Genomic DNA, 15,955 nt, shown 5'->3' on the forward strand with positions numbered 1-15,955 from the left:
GCCTGTGTGGAGAGCCGCGACGGTCCGCCGGGACCGCCGTCAGCCGCCTCAGCCGAGGCGGTCGAGCAGCGCGTTGTACTCGTCCCACAGCTCCTTGGGCAGGTGGGAGCCGAACTTCTCGAAGTGGTCCAGAACCGCGTCGTCGCCGCCACCTGAACCGGCCGGCCCGGAATCGCCGTCCGCGAACACCGATTCCTGTTCCTTCTTCTCTGCCCGGCCCGTCTCCACACCGCCCCGTAGGGGTCGTGCTCTGGGTTTGGGCGGTGCCCTGAATGGGGGTGGCGAGGTGAGGTGTATCGGGCGGCGGCGTGCCTACAGGGTGGTGGTGAGGGCGGTGATTGTGGTGGTGATGGCGGGTGGTAGGGCCGTCAGGTGGTGGACGGGGGTTTCCAGCGGGGTCAGGTCGTCGGACCAGGGGGCGGTTTGGCGGATCAGGGTGCGGGCGTCGTTCTTCGTGAGGGTCGTGCCCTGGGAGCGGGCGACGGCGATGAGGGCCTCGCGCCAGGTGTTGGCCAGTTTCGCGTGGCCGTTGTCGAGGATGCGGCGCAGGACCGAGGCGGCCTCGTCGGTGGGTTGCGGGAGGCGTACGGCGTCGAGGACGCCGTCGGCGGGGCGCAGGTCGTACACGGTGGAGAGCGGGCGGGGGAGCGGTGGGACCGCGCCGGACAGCAGGACGCGGACGTGGGAGGCGCGGGTCGCCAGGAGGAGGCGGGGGAGCGCGGACTCCAGGCCCGGGGGCACGGCCACGGCGACGCGCGAGGGCGCGGCGGCGTACGGCTTGGCGAGCCAGGTCGAGAGCTTGACCCGTGGTGGGGTGAGGTCCTTGGGCCAGTCGCCCACCAGGAGGTCCGGCTCGAAACCCGCCAGCGCCGCCAGGGCCGCCGAGGCCGTGGACGTCTCCGCGGTGCTCTCCACCGACTGCGGGCCCTGGGTGTAGATGGCGGTGGTGAGGCGGCTCAGGCGTGTCCGGACGGCGGGGCGGGTCTTGGTGGTGGGGCGCAGGATGTAGAGGTCGGCGGACGAGCCGATGGCCTCCGCGCCGAAATATCGGTTGAAGTCGGGGTGAACGGCTTCGTAGACCAGGTTGAGCTGTGACAGCTCCTGCTGCACCTTCAGGGCCAGCATCGGCGTACGCTCACTGGCGCCGTACGCCAGCAGCACGCGCCCGTCGTCCTTCAGCCCCTCCAGGGCGCGCGCCACGAACAGTCCCGTGCCCTCCGGCGTGTACGGCGGGTCGGTGACGGCCAGGTCGTGCTCGCGCGCGGACGGCGGCAGCCCCAGCCGCAGGTCGGCCCAGCGGGTGCGGACGCCCAGCCCCTGGTCGTCGATGTAGGCCAGGATGCGCTCGTCGACGTCGACCACCGTGACGTCGGTCTCGGGATGGACGAGCTTGACGGCCAGCGAGGTCAGGTCGTGGTCGCCCACGCACAGCAGCCGCGCGCCCGGCAGCCAGAACCGGGCGCCGAGCAGCAGCGCCCGCCGCAGCACGGTCTCGGGCGTGGCGGAGACGTGGTCGAGCACGTGGCGGGCCCGTGGCGCCTTCGCGATCAGGTCGGTGAGGCGGTCGAGCACGTGGCCGTAGTGGGGCACCAGGTGGGCCACCGGGTCCTCCGGCGGCGGCGCCACGGCCAGGAGGTCCTGGTAGCCGGGCGTGTCGACGAGCCGCATGCGGAACCGGTCGCCCTCGTGCTCCAGGGGCAGCTCGCGCACGAGCGACTCGACGGTGCGCCGGGAGGTGGCGCTCTGCCTGACCACGTCGGCCAGCGTCCACCACTGGCCGTCGCTCACCAGGGCCAGCGCGTGCCGCAACCGCCTGCTGTCGACCCCCGCCTGCGCGAGCAGCCGCTCGACCCCCACACGCTCCATGGTGGAACCCTATCGACCTCTCGCCGGACGCCGGTCGCCCAGGCGAAGGCGGCTCGAAACTGGTCGGCCGGATCGGGAATGCCGCCCGCCTGGTCCGAGGTTCGAGATAGGGAGTTCGCATGCTGGATGGTGGCCAATGTTCGCAATGCGGACGCTGTGGGCACCATTCCGGCAGGGTGCGGTAATCTCTACCCACGATATGCAGCAGGGCCAACGTCGTCCCCGCCTGTACAGCAGTTCACGACAGACGATGACGACGGGAGGGATTCAATGCCTGCTGCCCACCTCGGTTTCCCCGAGCCCCAGGGCCTGTACCACCCCGCCAACGAGCATGACGCCTGTGGTGTCGCCATGGTGGCCGACGTCGCGGGGCGGCGTGACCACGGGATCGTGGTGAAGGCGCTGACGGCGCTGTGCAATCTCGACCACCGGGGGGCCAAGGGTAGCGAGCCGGACACCGGCGACGGCGCCGGCATCCTGACGCAGATCCCCGATGCGTTCTACCGCGCGGTCGTGCCCTTCGAGCTGCCGGCCGCCGGTTCCTACGCCACCGGCATCGCCTTCCTGCCCGTGGAGGACGAGGCCAGGGGCGCCGCGGTCCGCCTGATCGAGGAGATCGCGGCCGAGGAGGGCCTGACGGTGCTCGGCTGGCGCGAGGTGCCGGTCGACCGTACGCTGCCGGGGCCGAGCGCCCGGGCCGTCATGCCGCATTTCGCCCAGCTCTTCGTGTCCGACCCCGCCGGGCGTACGGGTCTCGACCTCGACCGCCTCGCCTTCTGCCTGCGCAAGCGCGCCGAGCACGAGGCCCGGGTCTACTTCCCGTCGCTGTCGGCCAGGACGGTCGTCTACAAGGGCATGCTCACCCCCGAGCAGGTCGAGCCGTTCTTCCCCGACCTGAGCGACGAGCGCTACGAGAGCGCGATCGCGCTGGTGCACTCGCGCTTCTCCACCAACACGTTCCCGAGCTGGCCGCTGGCGCACCCGTACCGCTACATCGCGCACAACGGTGAGATCAACACCGTCAAGGGCAACCGCAACTGGATGCGGGCCCGTGAGGCGATGCTGCAGTCCGCCCACATCCCGGGCGATATTTCACGACTTTTCCCCATCTGTGACCCAGAGGGGAGCGACACCGCCAGCTTCGACGAGGCCCTCGAACTCCTCCACATGGGCGGCCGGAGCCTGCCGCACGCCGTGCTGATGATGATCCCCGAGGCGTGGGAGAACCACACCGAGATGGACCCCGCGCGGCGCGCGTTCTACGAGTTCCACTCCACGATGATGGAGGCCTGGGACGGCCCCGCCTCGATCACCTTCACCGACGGCACCCTCGCCGGCGCCGTGCTCGACCGCAACGGCCTGCGCCCCGGCCGGTTCTGGGTGACCGCCGACGGCCTCGTCGTGCTCGCCTCCGAGGCCGGCGTGCTCGACATCAAGCCCGAGGACGTCGTCCGCAAGGGCCGCCTGCAGCCCGGCCGGATGTTCCTCATCGACACCGCCCGCGGCAAGATCATCGAGGACGACGAGATCAAGGCGGAGCTGGCCGCCGAGCTGCCGTACGCCGACTGGCTGCACGCCGGCCTGGTGCGGTTCGAGGAGCTGCCCGCCCGCCAGCGCGAGATCCCCACGCACGAGGCGCTCGTCAAGCGGCAGCAGACCTTCGGCTACACCGAGGAAGAGCTGCGCATCATCCTGTCGCCGATGGCGAAGACCGGCGCCGAGCCGATCGGCTCCATGGGCACCGACACGCCCGTCGCCGTGCTGAGCGAGAAGCCGCGGCTGCTGTTCGACTACTTCACCCAGCTGTTCGCGCAGGTCACCAACCCGCCGCTGGACGCCATCCGCGAGGAGCTGGTCACCTCGCTGGCCAGCACCCTCGGGCCCGAGGGCAACCTTCTTGAGCCGGGGCCGTCGTCGTGCCGGCAGCTGGTGCTGCCGTACCCGGTGATCGACAACGAAGAGCTCGCCAAGATCATCCACATCAACGACGAGCACGACCTGCCGGGCTTCCACCCGTACGTCATCAGCGGCCTGTACGAGGTCGCGGGCGGCGGCGAGGCGCTGCTGCACCGGCTGGAGGAGATCAGGGCCGAGGCCTCGCAGGCGATCGCGAACGGCGCGCGCATCATCGTGCTGTCCGACCGCGGCTCGTCCGAGTCGATGGCCCCGATCCCGGCGCTGCTGCTGACCGGCGCGGTGCACCACCACCTGATCCAGGAGAAGACCCGCACCAAGATCGGCCTGGTCATCGAGACCGGCGAGGCCCGCGAGTGCCACCACATGGCCCTGCTCATCGGGTACGGCGCCGGCGCGATCAACCCGTACCTCGCCATCGAGACGATCGAGGACCTCGCCGACGCCGGCGCGCTGCCGATCGACAAGCGCAAGGCCGTGCGCAACCTGATCAAGGCGTACGGCAAGGGCGTCATCAAGGTCATGTCCAAGATGGGCGTCTCGACGGTGGCCTCCTACACCGGCGCGCAGATCTTCGAGGCGCTCGGCCTGAGCCAGGAGGTCATCGACTCCTGCTTCACCGGCACCACCTCGCGCCTGGGCGGCGTCGGCTTCGACGTGCTGGCCGAGGAGGTCGCGCAGCGCCACCGCCACGCCTACCCGCGCGTGGAGAACCCGCACCGCAGGCTCCAGGTCGGCGGCGAGTACCAGTGGCGGCGCGAGGGCGAGCCCCACCTGTTCAACCCCGAGACGGTCTTCAAGCTGCAGCACGCCACCAGGACGCGCCGCTACGAGATCTTCAAGGAGTACACGAACCTCGTCGACTCCCAGGCGGAGCAGCTGATGACGCTGCGCGGCCTGTTCAAGCTGCGCAAGGGCAAGTCGATCCCCGTCGAGGAGGTCGAGCCCGTCGAGAGCATCGTCAAGCGCTTCTCGACCGGCGCGATGTCGTACGGCTCGATCTCGGTCGAGGCGCACGAGACGCTCGCCGTCGCGATGAACCGCCTCGGCGGCAAGTCCAACACCGGCGAGGGCGGCGAGGACCCCGAGCGCCTGTACGACCCCGAGCGCCGCAGCGCCATCAAGCAGGTGGCCTCGGGCCGGTTCGGCGTCACCTCCGAATACCTCGTCAACGCGGCCGACCTGCAGATCAAGATGGCCCAGGGCGCCAAGCCCGGCGAGGGCGGCCAGCTGCCCGGCCACAAGGTCTACCCGTGGATCGCCAAGACCCGGCACTCCACGCCCGGCGTCGGCCTCATCTCGCCGCCGCCGCACCACGACATCTACTCGATCGAGGACCTCGCGCAGCTGATCCACGACCTGAAGAACTCCAACCCGGAGGCCAGGGTCCACGTGAAGCTGGTGGCCGAGGTCGGTGTCGGCACGGTCGCCGCGGGCGTGTCGAAGGCGCACGCCGACGTGGTGCTCATCTCCGGCCACGACGGCGGCACCGGAGCCTCGCCGCTGACCTCGCTCAAGCACGCGGGCGCGCCGTGGGAGCTCGGCCTGGCCGAGACCCAGCAGACGCTCCTGCTGAACGGCCTGCGCGACCGCATCGTCGTCCAGGTGGACGGCCAGCTCAAGACCGGCCGCGACGTCGTCATCGCGGCGCTGCTCGGCGCCGAGGAGTACGGCTTCGCCACCGCGCCGCTGGTCGTCTCCGGCTGCGTGATGATGCGGGTCTGCCACCTCGACACCTGCCCGGTGGGCGTGGCCACGCAGAACCCCGAGCTGCGCAAGCGCTTCTCCGGCAAGCCCGAGTTCGTGGTCAACTTCTTCGAGTTCGTCGCCCAGGAGATCCGCGAATACCTCGCCGAGCTGGGCTTCCGCTCGCTCGACGAGGCGATCGGCCACGTCGAGATGCTCGACATGTCGGCGGCCGAGAACCACTGGAAGGCGAGCGGTCTCGACCTGTCGCCGATCCTGCACCGGCCGGAGCTGCCCGAGGGCACCGCGCTGCGCCGGATCGTCGGCCAGGACCACGGGCTGGAGCACGCGCTCGACAACACGCTCATCCAGCTCGCCGAGGGCGCGCTCAAGGACGGCACCCCGGTCACGCTGGAGCTGCCCATCCGCAACGTCAACCGCACGGTCGGCACCATGCTCGGCTACCAGGTGACCAAGCGGTACGGCGGCCAGGGCCTGCCCGACAACACCATCGACATCTCGTTCACCGGGTCGGCGGGCAACTCGTTCGGCGCGTTCGCGCCGCGCGGCATCACGCTGCGGCTGACCGGCGACGCCAACGACTACCTCGGCAAGGGCCTGTCGGGCGGCCGCGTCACCGTGCGCCCGCACGAGGCGGCCCCGCTCGACGGGCAGATCATCGCCGGCAACGTGGCCCTGTACGGCGCCACCTCCGGCGAGGTGTTCATCCGCGGCGTCGTGGGCGAGCGGTTCTGTGTGCGCAACTCCGGCGCCACGGCGGTCGTCGAGGGCGTGGGCGACCACGGCTGCGAGTACATGACCGGCGGCAAGGTCGTGGTGCTCGGCCCGACCGGGCGCAACTTCGCGGCCGGCATGTCGGGCGGCGTCGCGTACCTGCTGGACCTGCGGACCGAGCGCGTCAACCGCGAGATGGTGGCCATCGAGGCGATCACCGAGCAGGACGCCGAGTTCCTCAAGGAGACGGTCGAGAAGCACTTCGCGGAGACCGGCTCGCCGGTCGCCAAGCAGCTGCTGGCCGACTGGGATGCGGCGCTGGGCAGGTTCGGCAAGATCATGCCGACCGACTACAAGAGGGTGCTGGAGGCCGCCGAGGCCGCCCGCATCGAAGGCAGGGACATCGACGAGGCCGTCATGGCGGCTGCGGTTCAGGGCTAAGGGAGGCGTACCGATGGCTGACCCGAAGGGTTTTCTCACGCACGACCGGGAGTTGCCGGCGCGCCGCCCCGTGGACGTGCGCATCAGCGACTGGCGTGAGGTCTACCAGGACTTCTCGCAGGAGAAGCTGACCAAGCAGGCGGCCCGCTGCATGGACTGCGGCATCCCGTTCTGCCACAACGGCTGCCCGCTGGGCAACCTCATCCCCGAGTGGAACGACCTCGTCTACCGCACCGACTGGCGCGAGGCGATCGAGCGGCTGCACGCCACGAACAACTTCCCGGAGTTCACCGGCAGGCTCTGCCCGGCTCCGTGCGAGGCGGCGTGCGTGCTCGGCATCAACGCCGACCCGGTGGCGATCAAGCGGGTCGAGGTCGAGATCATCGACCGCGCGTTCGACGAGGGCTGGGTGACCCCGCAGCCGGCGCCCGTCAAGACCGGCAGGAGGGTCGCGGTCGTCGGCTCCGGGCCCGCGGGCCTGGCCGCCGCCCAGCAGCTGACCAGGGCCGGGCACGACGTGGTGGTGTTCGAGCGCGCCGACCGCATCGGCGGCCTGCTGCGTTACGGCATCCCCGAGTTCAAGATGGAGAAGCGCCACATCGACCGGCGCCTGGCGCAGATGCGGGCCGAGGGCACCGAGTTCCGCACCGGCGTCAACGTCGGCGTCGACGTCACGGCCGCCCAGCTGCGCGAGCAGTTCGACGCCGTGGTGCTCGCCGGTGGCGCCACCCAGTGGCGCGACCTGCCGGTGCCCGGGCGCGAGCTCAACGGCGTCCACCAGGCGATGGAGTACCTGCCGCTGTCCAACAAGGTCCAGGAGGGCGACTTCGCGAGGTCGCCCATCTCGGCCGAGGGCAAGCACGTGGTGGTGATCGGCGGCGGCGACACCGGCGCCGACTGCATCGGCACGGCGATCCGGCAGGGCGCCGCGTCGGTCACCCAGCTGGAGATCATGCCGATGCCGCCCCGTACGCGGCCCGACAACCAGCCGTGGCCGACGTACCCGATGTTGTTCAAGGTCGAGAGCGCCCACGAGGAGCTGGCCGAGCAGGGCGGTGAGCGTCTGTACGCCGTCTCCACCACGGAGTTCGCCGGCGACGCCGACGGCAACGTGCGGGCGCTGCGGCTGGTCGGCGTCGAGGGGCCGCAGAACGGGTTCAAGCCGATCCCCGGCACCGAGCGGGAGATCCCGGCCGAGCTGGTCACGCTGTCCATGGGCTTCGTCGGGCCGGAGAAGGGCGCTCTGCTGCAGGACCTGGCCGAGGCCGCCGGTGACGGCTTCTACGACGCCAGGGGCAACGTGGCGCGCGACAAGACGTACATGTCCAAGGTGGACGGCGTGTTCGTGGCCGGTGACATGGGCCGCGGGCAGTCGCTCATCGTGTGGGCCATCGCCGAGGGGCGCGCCGCCGCCTCGGGCGTGGACCGGTTCCTGACCGGGGACACGGCGCTGCCGTACCCGATCCTGCCGACCGCGCGCCCGCTGGTCTGATCCCGCGTACGGCGGGCCGGGGTCCCCGGCCCGCCGGTTACGCCCGCTTCGCCCCCCATCGACCGAAATTTCGGTAGTAGGTTGCATCACTTGATAAGTGCCGGGGAAGATGCAGATTCTGCGGCATATCGGTGGATGGGGGAACTATGCGGCGGGTCGTCTCTGGCTTGTCGGCGCTGGCCGCCGTGGTCGCGCTCGGCGCCTGCTCATCGACGACGGCCCAGCGGCCGCACGACCGCGTCGCCGAGCAGAGCGGCACCCCCTCCGCCCAGCAGGCCAAGAGCCCCGGCGCGGGCAAGGGCGAATACCTCGTCTTCTACGCCCCGGGCAAACGCGACGAGGCCGAGGCCGCCGTCGAACGGGCCGGCGGCACCAGGTTGTCGGCGGACACCCGCCTCGGTTACCTGATGGCCAGGGCCGGCGGCGACGACTTCCCCGTGGACGCCGGCGCGGACCCGTCCGTCGTGGGCGTCTCCCCGGACCGGCGCATCGGCGTCGCCGCGGGCCGCCCGGCCGGGAACGCGGCCTTCCCCGACGAGGGCTCGTTCATCGAGCGCAGGGGCGAGCCGCTCGCCGGCCGCCAGTGGGACATGCGGATGATCGGCGCCGAGCGCGCCAACGCCAAGGTCCCCGGCACCAAGAAGGTGCTGGTCGGCGTCATCGACACCGGTGTGGACGGCAAGCACCCCGACATCGCCCCCAACTTCAACCGCGAGCTGAGCCGCAACTTCGTCACCGACCGGCCCAAGGACGACAAGGGCGAGACACTCGACGGTCCTTGCGAGGTCAGCGGCTGCAAGGACCCCGTGGACGCCGACGACGACGGCCACGGCACCCACGTGGCCAGCACGATCGCCTCTCCGATCAACGGCATCGGCATCGCCGGCGTCGCGCCCGGCGTGCAGCTCGTCAACATCCGGGCCGGTCAGGACTCCGGGTTCTTCTTCCTCAAGCCCAGCCTCGACGCCCTCGCCTACGCCGCCGACATCGGCGTGGACGTCGTCAACATGAGCTACTTCGTCGACCCGTGGCTGTTCAACTGTACGGACAACTCCGCCGACACCAGGAAGCAGCAGCTCGAGCAGCGCGCCATCATCACCGGCATCCAGCGCGCCGTCGACTACGCCAGGGCGCGCGGCGTCACGATCGTCTCCGCCCTCGGCAACGGCTCCACCGACCTCGGCCGCCCCACGGTCGACCGGCAGAGCCCCGGCTACCCGAAGGGCAGTGAGAAGACACGCCGGGTCGACAACTCCTGCCTCAGCGTCCCCGCCGAATCGCGCGGGGTCATCTCGGTCTCCTCCGTCGGCCCCTCCGGCCGCAAGGCGATCTACAGCGACTACGGCGTGGAGCAGACCGACGTGGCCGCGCCCGGCGGCGACGTGCTCGACGGGCAGGGCGGCGCCAAGGTCGACCGCGGGATCCTGGCCGCCGCGCCCGAGCGCGTGCTGCGCAAGGCGGGCCGCATCGACGCCGACGGCGAGCCCAAGGGCCCCGACGTCGTCAAGAGCTGCAAGGGCGGCACCTGCGCCTACTACCAGTACCTCGAAGGCACCTCGATGGCCGCGCCGCACGCCACCGGCGTCGCCGCCATCCTCATCAGCCGCTTCGGCAAGCCCGGCAGGGGCGGCGTGGAGCTCGCCCCCGCCACGGTGGAGGAGCTGCTCTACAGGACGGCGACCCGCAAGTCCTGCCCGTCGCCGCGCGAGTACGTCTACAAGGCGTACGGGCAGAGCGTCACACACGCCTGCGAAGGCGACACGGCGGACAACGGTTTCTACGGCCACGGCATCGTGAACGCCTGGAAGGCCGCTACTGTCGAACCATGATGTATCGCCTCGTGGCGGACATCGCGATGGTGGTGCACTTCGCTTTCCTGGCGTACTTGGCCGTGGGCGGGTTCCTGGCATGGCGGTGGCGGCGTACGATCGGGTTACATCTCGCCGTAGTGGCCTGGGGGGTGCTGTCGGTCGCCGGTGTCGACTGCCCCCTGACCCACGTCGAGGACTGGGGGCGGCGCAACGCCGGCCAGGTGGGGCTGCCGCCCAGCGGATTCATCGACCACTACATCGAGGGCGTGATCTACCCAGAGGAGCACACGAACTTGGCACGTCTGGGAGTCGCCGTTCTCGTTCTGTTCTCCTACGTCGGGTACGTTCTCCGGCGTCAGTGACTGCCAAGTGGTCTGTACCAATTAAGGTAGGACTCGTGACTCGTCGCGCGAAAATCGTCTGCACCCTAGGCCCCGCCACATCGTCCAAGGAACGCCTCCGCGATCTGATCGCCGCGGGCATGGACGTGGCACGGTTCAACCTCAGTCATGGCACCCATGACCTGCACAGAGAGGTCTTCGACCGGGTCAGGGAGGTGGCGGCCGACCTCGGCCGCGGCGTAGGCGTGCTCGCCGACCTGCAGGGCCCCAAGATCCGCGTCGGCACGTTCGAGGAGGGCCCCGTCAGGCTGGGCTTCGGCGACGTCTTCACCATCACCACCGAAGACGTGCCGGGCGACCGCGAGCAGGTCTCCACCACCTACAAGGGGCTGCCGAAGGACGTCCGCCCCGGTGACACGATCCTCGTCGACGACGGCCGCCTCGTGCTCGAGGCCACCCGCGTCGAGGGGGAGCGGATCATCACCCGCGTCGTCATCGGCGGCATGATCTCCGACAACAAGGGCCTCAACCTGCCGGGCGTCAACGTCAGCGCCCCGGCCCTGACCGACAAGGACGAGGCCGACCTGCGCTGGGCGCTGCGCACCGGCTTCGACATGATCGCTCTGTCGTTCGTGCGCCGCCCGTCCGACGCCGACGTGGTGCGCAACATCATGGAGCAGGAGGCCGTCCGGCTGCCGCTGATCGCCAAGATCGAGAAGCCGCAGGCGGTCGACCGGCTCCCCGAGATCGTCGACGCCTTCGACGGCATCATGGTGGCCCGCGGCGACCTCGGCGTCGAGCTGCCGCTGGAGGAGGTGCCGATCGTGCAGCGGCGCATCATCGAGCTGTGCCGCGAGAAGGCCCACCCGGTCATCGTCGCCACCCAGATGCTCGACTCGATGATGAACTCCCCGCGCCCGACCCGCGCCGAGACCTCCGACGTGGCCTACGCGGTCATGGACGGCGCCGACGCGGTGATGCTCTCGGGCGAGACCTCGGTCGGCAACTACCCGATCGAGGCCGTCTCCACGATGGACCGCATCGCGTGCGCCGCGGAGAAACACTCCCTGAGCGCCACCCACACGCTGGAGCGCATGCCGGAGACCACCGGCGGCGCCATCGCGCGGGCCGCGGCCGAGGTCGGGGCGATCGTCGGGGCGAAGGCGCTGGTGGCGTTCACGATGTCCGGTGAGACCGCGCGGCGGCTGGCCCGCTACCGCTCGCCTATCCCGCTGCTGGCCTTCACCTCCTCGCCCCACGTGCGCGGGCAGCTCTCGCTGACCTGGGGGGTGGAGACCTTCCAGGTGCCGTTCGTCCACCACACCGATGACATGGTGCGGCAGGTCGAGGCGTCGCTGCTGTCGCTGGGCCGGCTGGAGAAGGGCGACAAGGTGGTCATCGTGGCCGGCTCGCCTCCCGGCACGCCGGGCTCGACCAACGCGCTGCGCGTCCACACGATCGGCTCCGCCGTCTCACACGCCCACTGAGGCCTTCCGTTACGGCGCGCCGTGGCCCGCCACCCGCCGCACTCCGGCTGAGGGCCTTCCGGGGAAACGGCCGCTGACCCTTCACCGGCGGGCCGCCGCCACGCGAGCGCCCTGTGGGCCGCCTCCGTGGCCACAGGGCGCCCGCCGGAGGGTGTCAGTTGGCGTGCAGGGCGGCGTTGAGCTCGATGCGCTGGCCCTTGCGCGGCACGGCCTCGACCGCGCCCGACTGCGAGTTGCGGCGCAGCAGGATGCCGTCGGAGCCCGACAGCTCGGCCGCCTTGACGACCGTGCCGTCGGGCAGGGTCACCTTGGTGCCGGCGGTCACGTACAGGCCCGCCTCCACCACGCAGTCGTCGCCGATCGAGATGCCGAGGCCCGAGTTGGCGCCCAGCAGGCAGCGCTCGCCGATCGAGATGACCTGCTTGCCGCCGCCCGACAGCGTGCCCATGATCGAGGCGCCGCCGCCCACGTCGGAGCCGTCGCCGACGACCACGCCGGCCGAGACGCGGCCCTCGATCATCGAGGCGCCGAGCGTGCCGGCGTTGAAGTTGACGAAGCCCTCGTGCATCACCGTGGTGCCGGCGGCCAGGTGGGCGCCCAGGCGTACGCGGTCGGCGTCGGCGATGCGCACCCCCGACGGCAGCACGTAGTCGACCATGCGCGGGAACTTGTCCACGCTGTAGACCGTCACCTGGCCCCTGGCCCGCAGCCGCAGCCGGGCGCGCTCGAAGTCGGGCACCGGGCAGGGGCCGAAGTTGGTCCACACCACGTTGGCCAGCAGGCCGAACACGCCGTCGAGGTTGACGCCGTGCGGCCGCACCAGGCGGGCCGAGATCAGGTGCAGGCGCAGGTAGACGTCGTGGGCGTCGACGGGCGCCTCGGAGAGCTTGGCGATGCCGGTGCGCACCGCCACCACCTCCACGCCCCGCGCCGCGTCGGGGCCGGTCAGCTCGGCCAGCTCGCCCGCCTCCTCGGCGGACAGGCGCTGCGTGCCCGTGACGGGCGCGTCGCCCAGCTCGGGAGCTGGGAACCAGGTGTCGAGTACGGTGCCGTCGGCGGCGATGGTCGCGAGGCCGACGCCGAAGGCGCCGGTCGAGGTGGGATCGATAGCAGTCACGGGCCCAAAAATACCGTTCCGCAGGTCAGCCGAGGGCGCCCAGGTCGGCCGACAGCCAGCGTTCGGGCCGTACCCGGAACGTCACGAGCACGTTGAGGTCGGAGCCGTGGACGTAGCCCGACACGGCCTCCGGCGGCAGGTAGCGGCCGGAGATGCGGGTCAGTTCCTCCAGCGTCGTCGGCCCCGACTGCACGACCGGCCCCTCCACCGACACGTAGCGGTAGGTGGGGCTGGAGCGCTGCACGAGCATCGACAGCCGGCCCGCCTTCGCGATCAGCCGGGCCTTGAGCGAGTCGCCGTCGGTCAGGAACCGGATCTCACCTCCGGGGCTGTAGTCGTACCAGACCGGCACGGTCAGCGGCGCGCGACCCTTGCCCGCCTCCACCGCCAGGCTCGCGATGTGCGCCTCCGCCAGGAACGCCTCCCGGGCCGCCACGCTCAACGGCATCCCGCCCACCCCCGTATGCATAGATCGTGCACCGGCTATTCCCTGTGGGAAGGATCCTGAAAAGTCGCCCACGCGATCATCTGTCCGCGTCGCCGTGGCCCTTCGCGACGGCCGCCGCCGTACGGACGAACGCCGCCAGCGCCCGCGACCGGGCCTCCTCCGGCCAGGCCAGCACGACGGTCGTGGGCGGGCCGTCGGCGACCGGCACGCACACCAGGTCGCGCCGCACCAGCTCGCCGGCCGACTCCGGAGCCACCACGACGAGCCGGCCGAGCGCCACGAGCTGCAGCAACGCCGCCGGATCGGTGATCTCGGAGTGGTCGCGCGGCCAGCGGGGGACCGGCCCGGCGTCGAGATCGGCCAGCCGGACGCGCTCGCGCCCGGCCAGCGGATGGCCCGCCGGCACGACGGCCACGCTGCCCTCGCTCACCAGCGGCTCGCTGCCGAACCCTGTCAGGTCCTCGTACGGGCTGTGCAGGAACGCCACGTCGGCCGTGCCCGCGCGGACCAGCCGGGCCCGCTCGGCCACCCCGCACAGCACCAGCTCCACCTCGACGGCGTCCGGGTGCGCGGGGTAGGCCGCGAGGATGTCCGGCAGCAGGCCTCCGTCGCCGCCGGGCTTGAGCGCCACCACCAGCCGCGGGTCGGCCCGCCCGGCCCGGCGCGTGCGCGCGGTGGCGGCGGCCACCGCGTCGAGCACCTTGGCGGCCTCCCTGGCCAGCACCTCGCCCGCCGGGGTGAGCGTGACGCCGCGGCTCGACCGCTCCAGCAGGCGCACGCCGAGCCGCCGTTCCAGCTTCTGGATCGCCCGGGACAGCGGCGGCTGCGCCATGCCCAGCCGGGCCGCCGCCCGGCCGATGTGCAGCTCCTCCGCGACGGCGGCGAAGTAGGCCAGCTCGCGCGTCTCCATACCGTCAGGGTATGGGCCGCGACCCAGCCGGTGTTGGCCCGTGAACCGGGCGCGATGGTGTGCTTTGCGACATGACTTCTTCCGGTATGACCGCTCTGGTGACGGGGGCGAACAAGGGGATCGGCCACGAGGTGGCCGCGGGGCTCGCGGCGAGGGGCATGAGCGTGCTGCTCGGCTCCCGTGACCGCGCCCGCGGCGAGCGGGCCGCCGCCCGGCTGCGCGCGGAGGGCGGCGACGTACGGGCGGTCGTGCTCGACGTCACGGACCCGGACTCCGTCGGGGCCGTCGCCGCGTCGCTCGACCGCCTCGACGTGCTCGTCAACGACGCCGGCGTCTCGGGGCCGCTAGGGGAGCCGCCGAGCGCCACCCCGGCCGCGACGCTGCGGGAGGTCTTCGAGACGAACGTCGTGGGCGTCCTCATGGTCACCAACGCCGTGCTGCCCCTGCTCAGGCGCTCACCCGCGCCCCGCGTCGTGAACGTCTCCAGCGGCGTCGGCTCCCTGGCCCACCAGACCGACCCCGGCCACTACATGTCGGGGCTGCCGGCCTCGGCGACCTACCCGGTGTCGAAGACGGCGCTCAACCAGCTCACCGTGCAGTACGCCAGGGAGCTGCGCAAGGACGGCATCCTGGTCAACGCCGCCGCCCCGGGCGCGTGCGCGACCGACTTCACCAAGGACCTGCCGTTCCCCATCACCCGTACGGCGGCGCAGGGAGCGGCGGTGGTGATCCGCCTGGCCACGCTCCCGGGGGACGGCCCGACGGGCGGCTTCTTCGACGACGACGGGCCCGTGCCGTGGTGACAGATGGTGGAGAAGCCGAAGCCGCCCGGCCGCAAGGGCCGAGCGGCTTGGATGGTGCCCCGGGTGGGATTCGAACCCACACTGTGCGGGTTTTGAATCCGCTTTCTCTCCCAGTTGGAATACCGGGGCATGTCCGAGATCTCCGGACGCATGGGCAGCGCGTGATCGAAGCTTAGCCCAACCCTGGGCCACATCGATCCGGCGTGGCTCCAATCTACCGGACGTCTGTACTCTTCTGCTCGTGAGTACGCAGCGGCGAGTAGTGATCGCGGAAGACGAGGCTCTGATCCGGCTTGACCTCAAGGAGATGCTCCAGGAGGACGGCTACGTCGTCGTGGGCGAGGCCGGTGACGGCGAGCAGGCGATCCGGCTGGCCGCCGAGCTGAGACCCGACCTCGTCATCCTCGACGTCAAGATGCCCGTGCTCGACGGCATCTCGGCGGCCGAGCGCATCGTGGCGGACCGGATCGCCCCCTGCCTCATCCTGACCGCCTTCTCCCAGCGTGACCTGGTCGAACGGGCGCGCGACGCGGGGGCGATGGCCTACCTGGTCAAGCCGTTCACCAAGGCCGACCTGGTGCCGGCCATCGAGATGGCGGTGAGCAGGCACGAGGAGATGGTGGCGCTGGCGGCCGAGGTCTCGAGCCTGTCGGATCGGCTGGAGACCAGGAAACTGGTGGAGCGGGCGAAGGGCCACCTGATGGCCCAGCACGGCTGGACGGAGCCGCAGGCGTTCCGGTGGATCCAGAAGGCGTCCATGGACCGGCGGCTGAGCATGCGCGAGGTAGCCCAGATCGTTATCGACGACGCGGCCGAACGATCGTGACCCGCGGCCGGTGGGGCGCATCCACGCCCTGCCGGTCGCCGTCCGACGTATCACCGTGGCGGCGCCGCGGGGTTCATG

The 15,955-nt window shown here is 71.2% G+C and carries 12 protein-coding genes and 1 tRNA gene; 7 read left to right on the top strand and 6 right to left on the bottom strand.

Features of this window, described 5'->3' with window-relative positions:
• Nucleotides 1-48: 48 nt before the first annotated feature.
• Nucleotides 49-189: a hypothetical protein gene (locus tag C1J01_RS50040; RefSeq protein WP_181448923.1), complete on the bottom strand. Its 141-nt coding sequence runs from the start codon at nucleotides 187-189 to the stop codon at nucleotides 49-51.
• Nucleotides 190-312: 123 nt separating this feature from the next.
• A complete protein-coding gene (locus C1J01_RS23350; RefSeq protein ID WP_111181112.1) occupies nucleotides 313-1,866 on the bottom strand; it encodes a bis-aminopropyl spermidine synthase family protein in 1,554 nt (517 codons plus the stop codon).
• A gap of 270 nt (nucleotides 1,867-2,136) precedes the next feature.
• Between C1J01_RS23350 and gltB the strand changes: the two genes are divergently transcribed.
• The 5 genes from gltB (at nucleotide 2,137) to pyk (ending at nucleotide 11,773) form a co-directional block, all read left to right on the top strand.
• Complete coding sequence (gltB, locus tag C1J01_RS23355) at nucleotides 2,137-6,642, top strand: glutamate synthase large subunit (RefSeq protein ID WP_181448924.1); 4,506 nt, start codon at nucleotides 2,137-2,139, stop codon at nucleotides 6,640-6,642.
• Nucleotides 6,643-6,655: 13 nt separating this feature from the next.
• Nucleotides 6,656-8,134, top strand: a complete 1,479-nt coding sequence (locus tag C1J01_RS23360; protein ID WP_111181113.1) for a glutamate synthase subunit beta — start codon at nucleotides 6,656-6,658, stop codon at nucleotides 8,132-8,134.
• Between the two features lie 146 nt (nucleotides 8,135-8,280).
• Nucleotides 8,281-9,963 (top strand): S8 family peptidase, encoded by a 1,683-nt coding sequence (locus tag C1J01_RS23365; protein WP_235854610.1) that lies wholly within the window; start codon nucleotides 8,281-8,283, stop codon nucleotides 9,961-9,963.
• Complete coding sequence (locus C1J01_RS23370; protein WP_111181115.1) at nucleotides 9,960-10,307, top strand: DUF2784 domain-containing protein; 348 nt, start codon at nucleotides 9,960-9,962, stop codon at nucleotides 10,305-10,307. Before C1J01_RS23365 ends, C1J01_RS23370 begins: the two co-directional genes overlap by 4 nt.
• Before the next feature lie 35 nt (nucleotides 10,308-10,342).
• Nucleotides 10,343-11,773, top strand: a complete 1,431-nt coding sequence (gene pyk / locus C1J01_RS23375) for a pyruvate kinase (RefSeq protein WP_111181116.1) — start codon at nucleotides 10,343-10,345, stop codon at nucleotides 11,771-11,773.
• Between the two features lie 154 nt (nucleotides 11,774-11,927).
• Here pyk and dapD read toward each other — a convergent pair whose 3' ends face one another.
• From dapD to C1J01_RS23390, 3 genes are all read right to left on the bottom strand, one after another.
• Complete coding sequence (gene dapD / locus C1J01_RS23380; RefSeq protein ID WP_111181117.1) at nucleotides 11,928-12,890, bottom strand: 2,3,4,5-tetrahydropyridine-2,6-dicarboxylate N-succinyltransferase; 963 nt, start codon at nucleotides 12,888-12,890, stop codon at nucleotides 11,928-11,930.
• Nucleotides 12,891-12,915: 25 nt separating this feature from the next.
• Nucleotides 12,916-13,338: a pyridoxamine 5'-phosphate oxidase family protein gene (locus C1J01_RS23385; RefSeq protein WP_111181118.1), complete on the bottom strand. Its 423-nt coding sequence runs from the start codon at nucleotides 13,336-13,338 to the stop codon at nucleotides 12,916-12,918.
• Between the two features lie 76 nt (nucleotides 13,339-13,414).
• On the bottom strand, nucleotides 13,415-14,248 hold the full coding sequence (locus tag C1J01_RS23390) for a LysR family transcriptional regulator (protein WP_111181119.1): 834 nt from the start codon (nucleotides 14,246-14,248) through the stop codon (nucleotides 13,415-13,417).
• Between the two features lie 71 nt (nucleotides 14,249-14,319).
• On the opposite strand from C1J01_RS23390, the gene C1J01_RS23395 reads away from it, so the two are divergent.
• Nucleotides 14,320-15,051 (top strand): SDR family NAD(P)-dependent oxidoreductase, encoded by a 732-nt coding sequence (locus C1J01_RS23395; protein WP_111181120.1) that lies wholly within the window; start codon nucleotides 14,320-14,322, stop codon nucleotides 15,049-15,051.
• A gap of 52 nt (nucleotides 15,052-15,103) precedes the next feature.
• On the opposite strand, the gene C1J01_RS23400 is transcribed toward C1J01_RS23395, so the two are convergent.
• Nucleotides 15,104-15,180, bottom strand: a tRNA-Leu gene (locus C1J01_RS23400).
• Between the two features lie 112 nt (nucleotides 15,181-15,292).
• Between C1J01_RS23400 and C1J01_RS23405 the strand changes: the two genes are divergently transcribed.
• Nucleotides 15,293-15,877: an ANTAR domain-containing response regulator gene (locus tag C1J01_RS23405; protein WP_268958738.1), complete on the top strand. Its 585-nt coding sequence runs from the start codon at nucleotides 15,293-15,295 to the stop codon at nucleotides 15,875-15,877.
• Nucleotides 15,878-15,955 lie beyond the last annotated feature (78 nt).

It is taken from the genome of Nonomuraea aridisoli, from assembly GCF_003236395.1.
GTDB lineage: Bacteria > Actinomycetota > Actinomycetes > Streptosporangiales > Streptosporangiaceae > Nonomuraea > Nonomuraea aridisoli.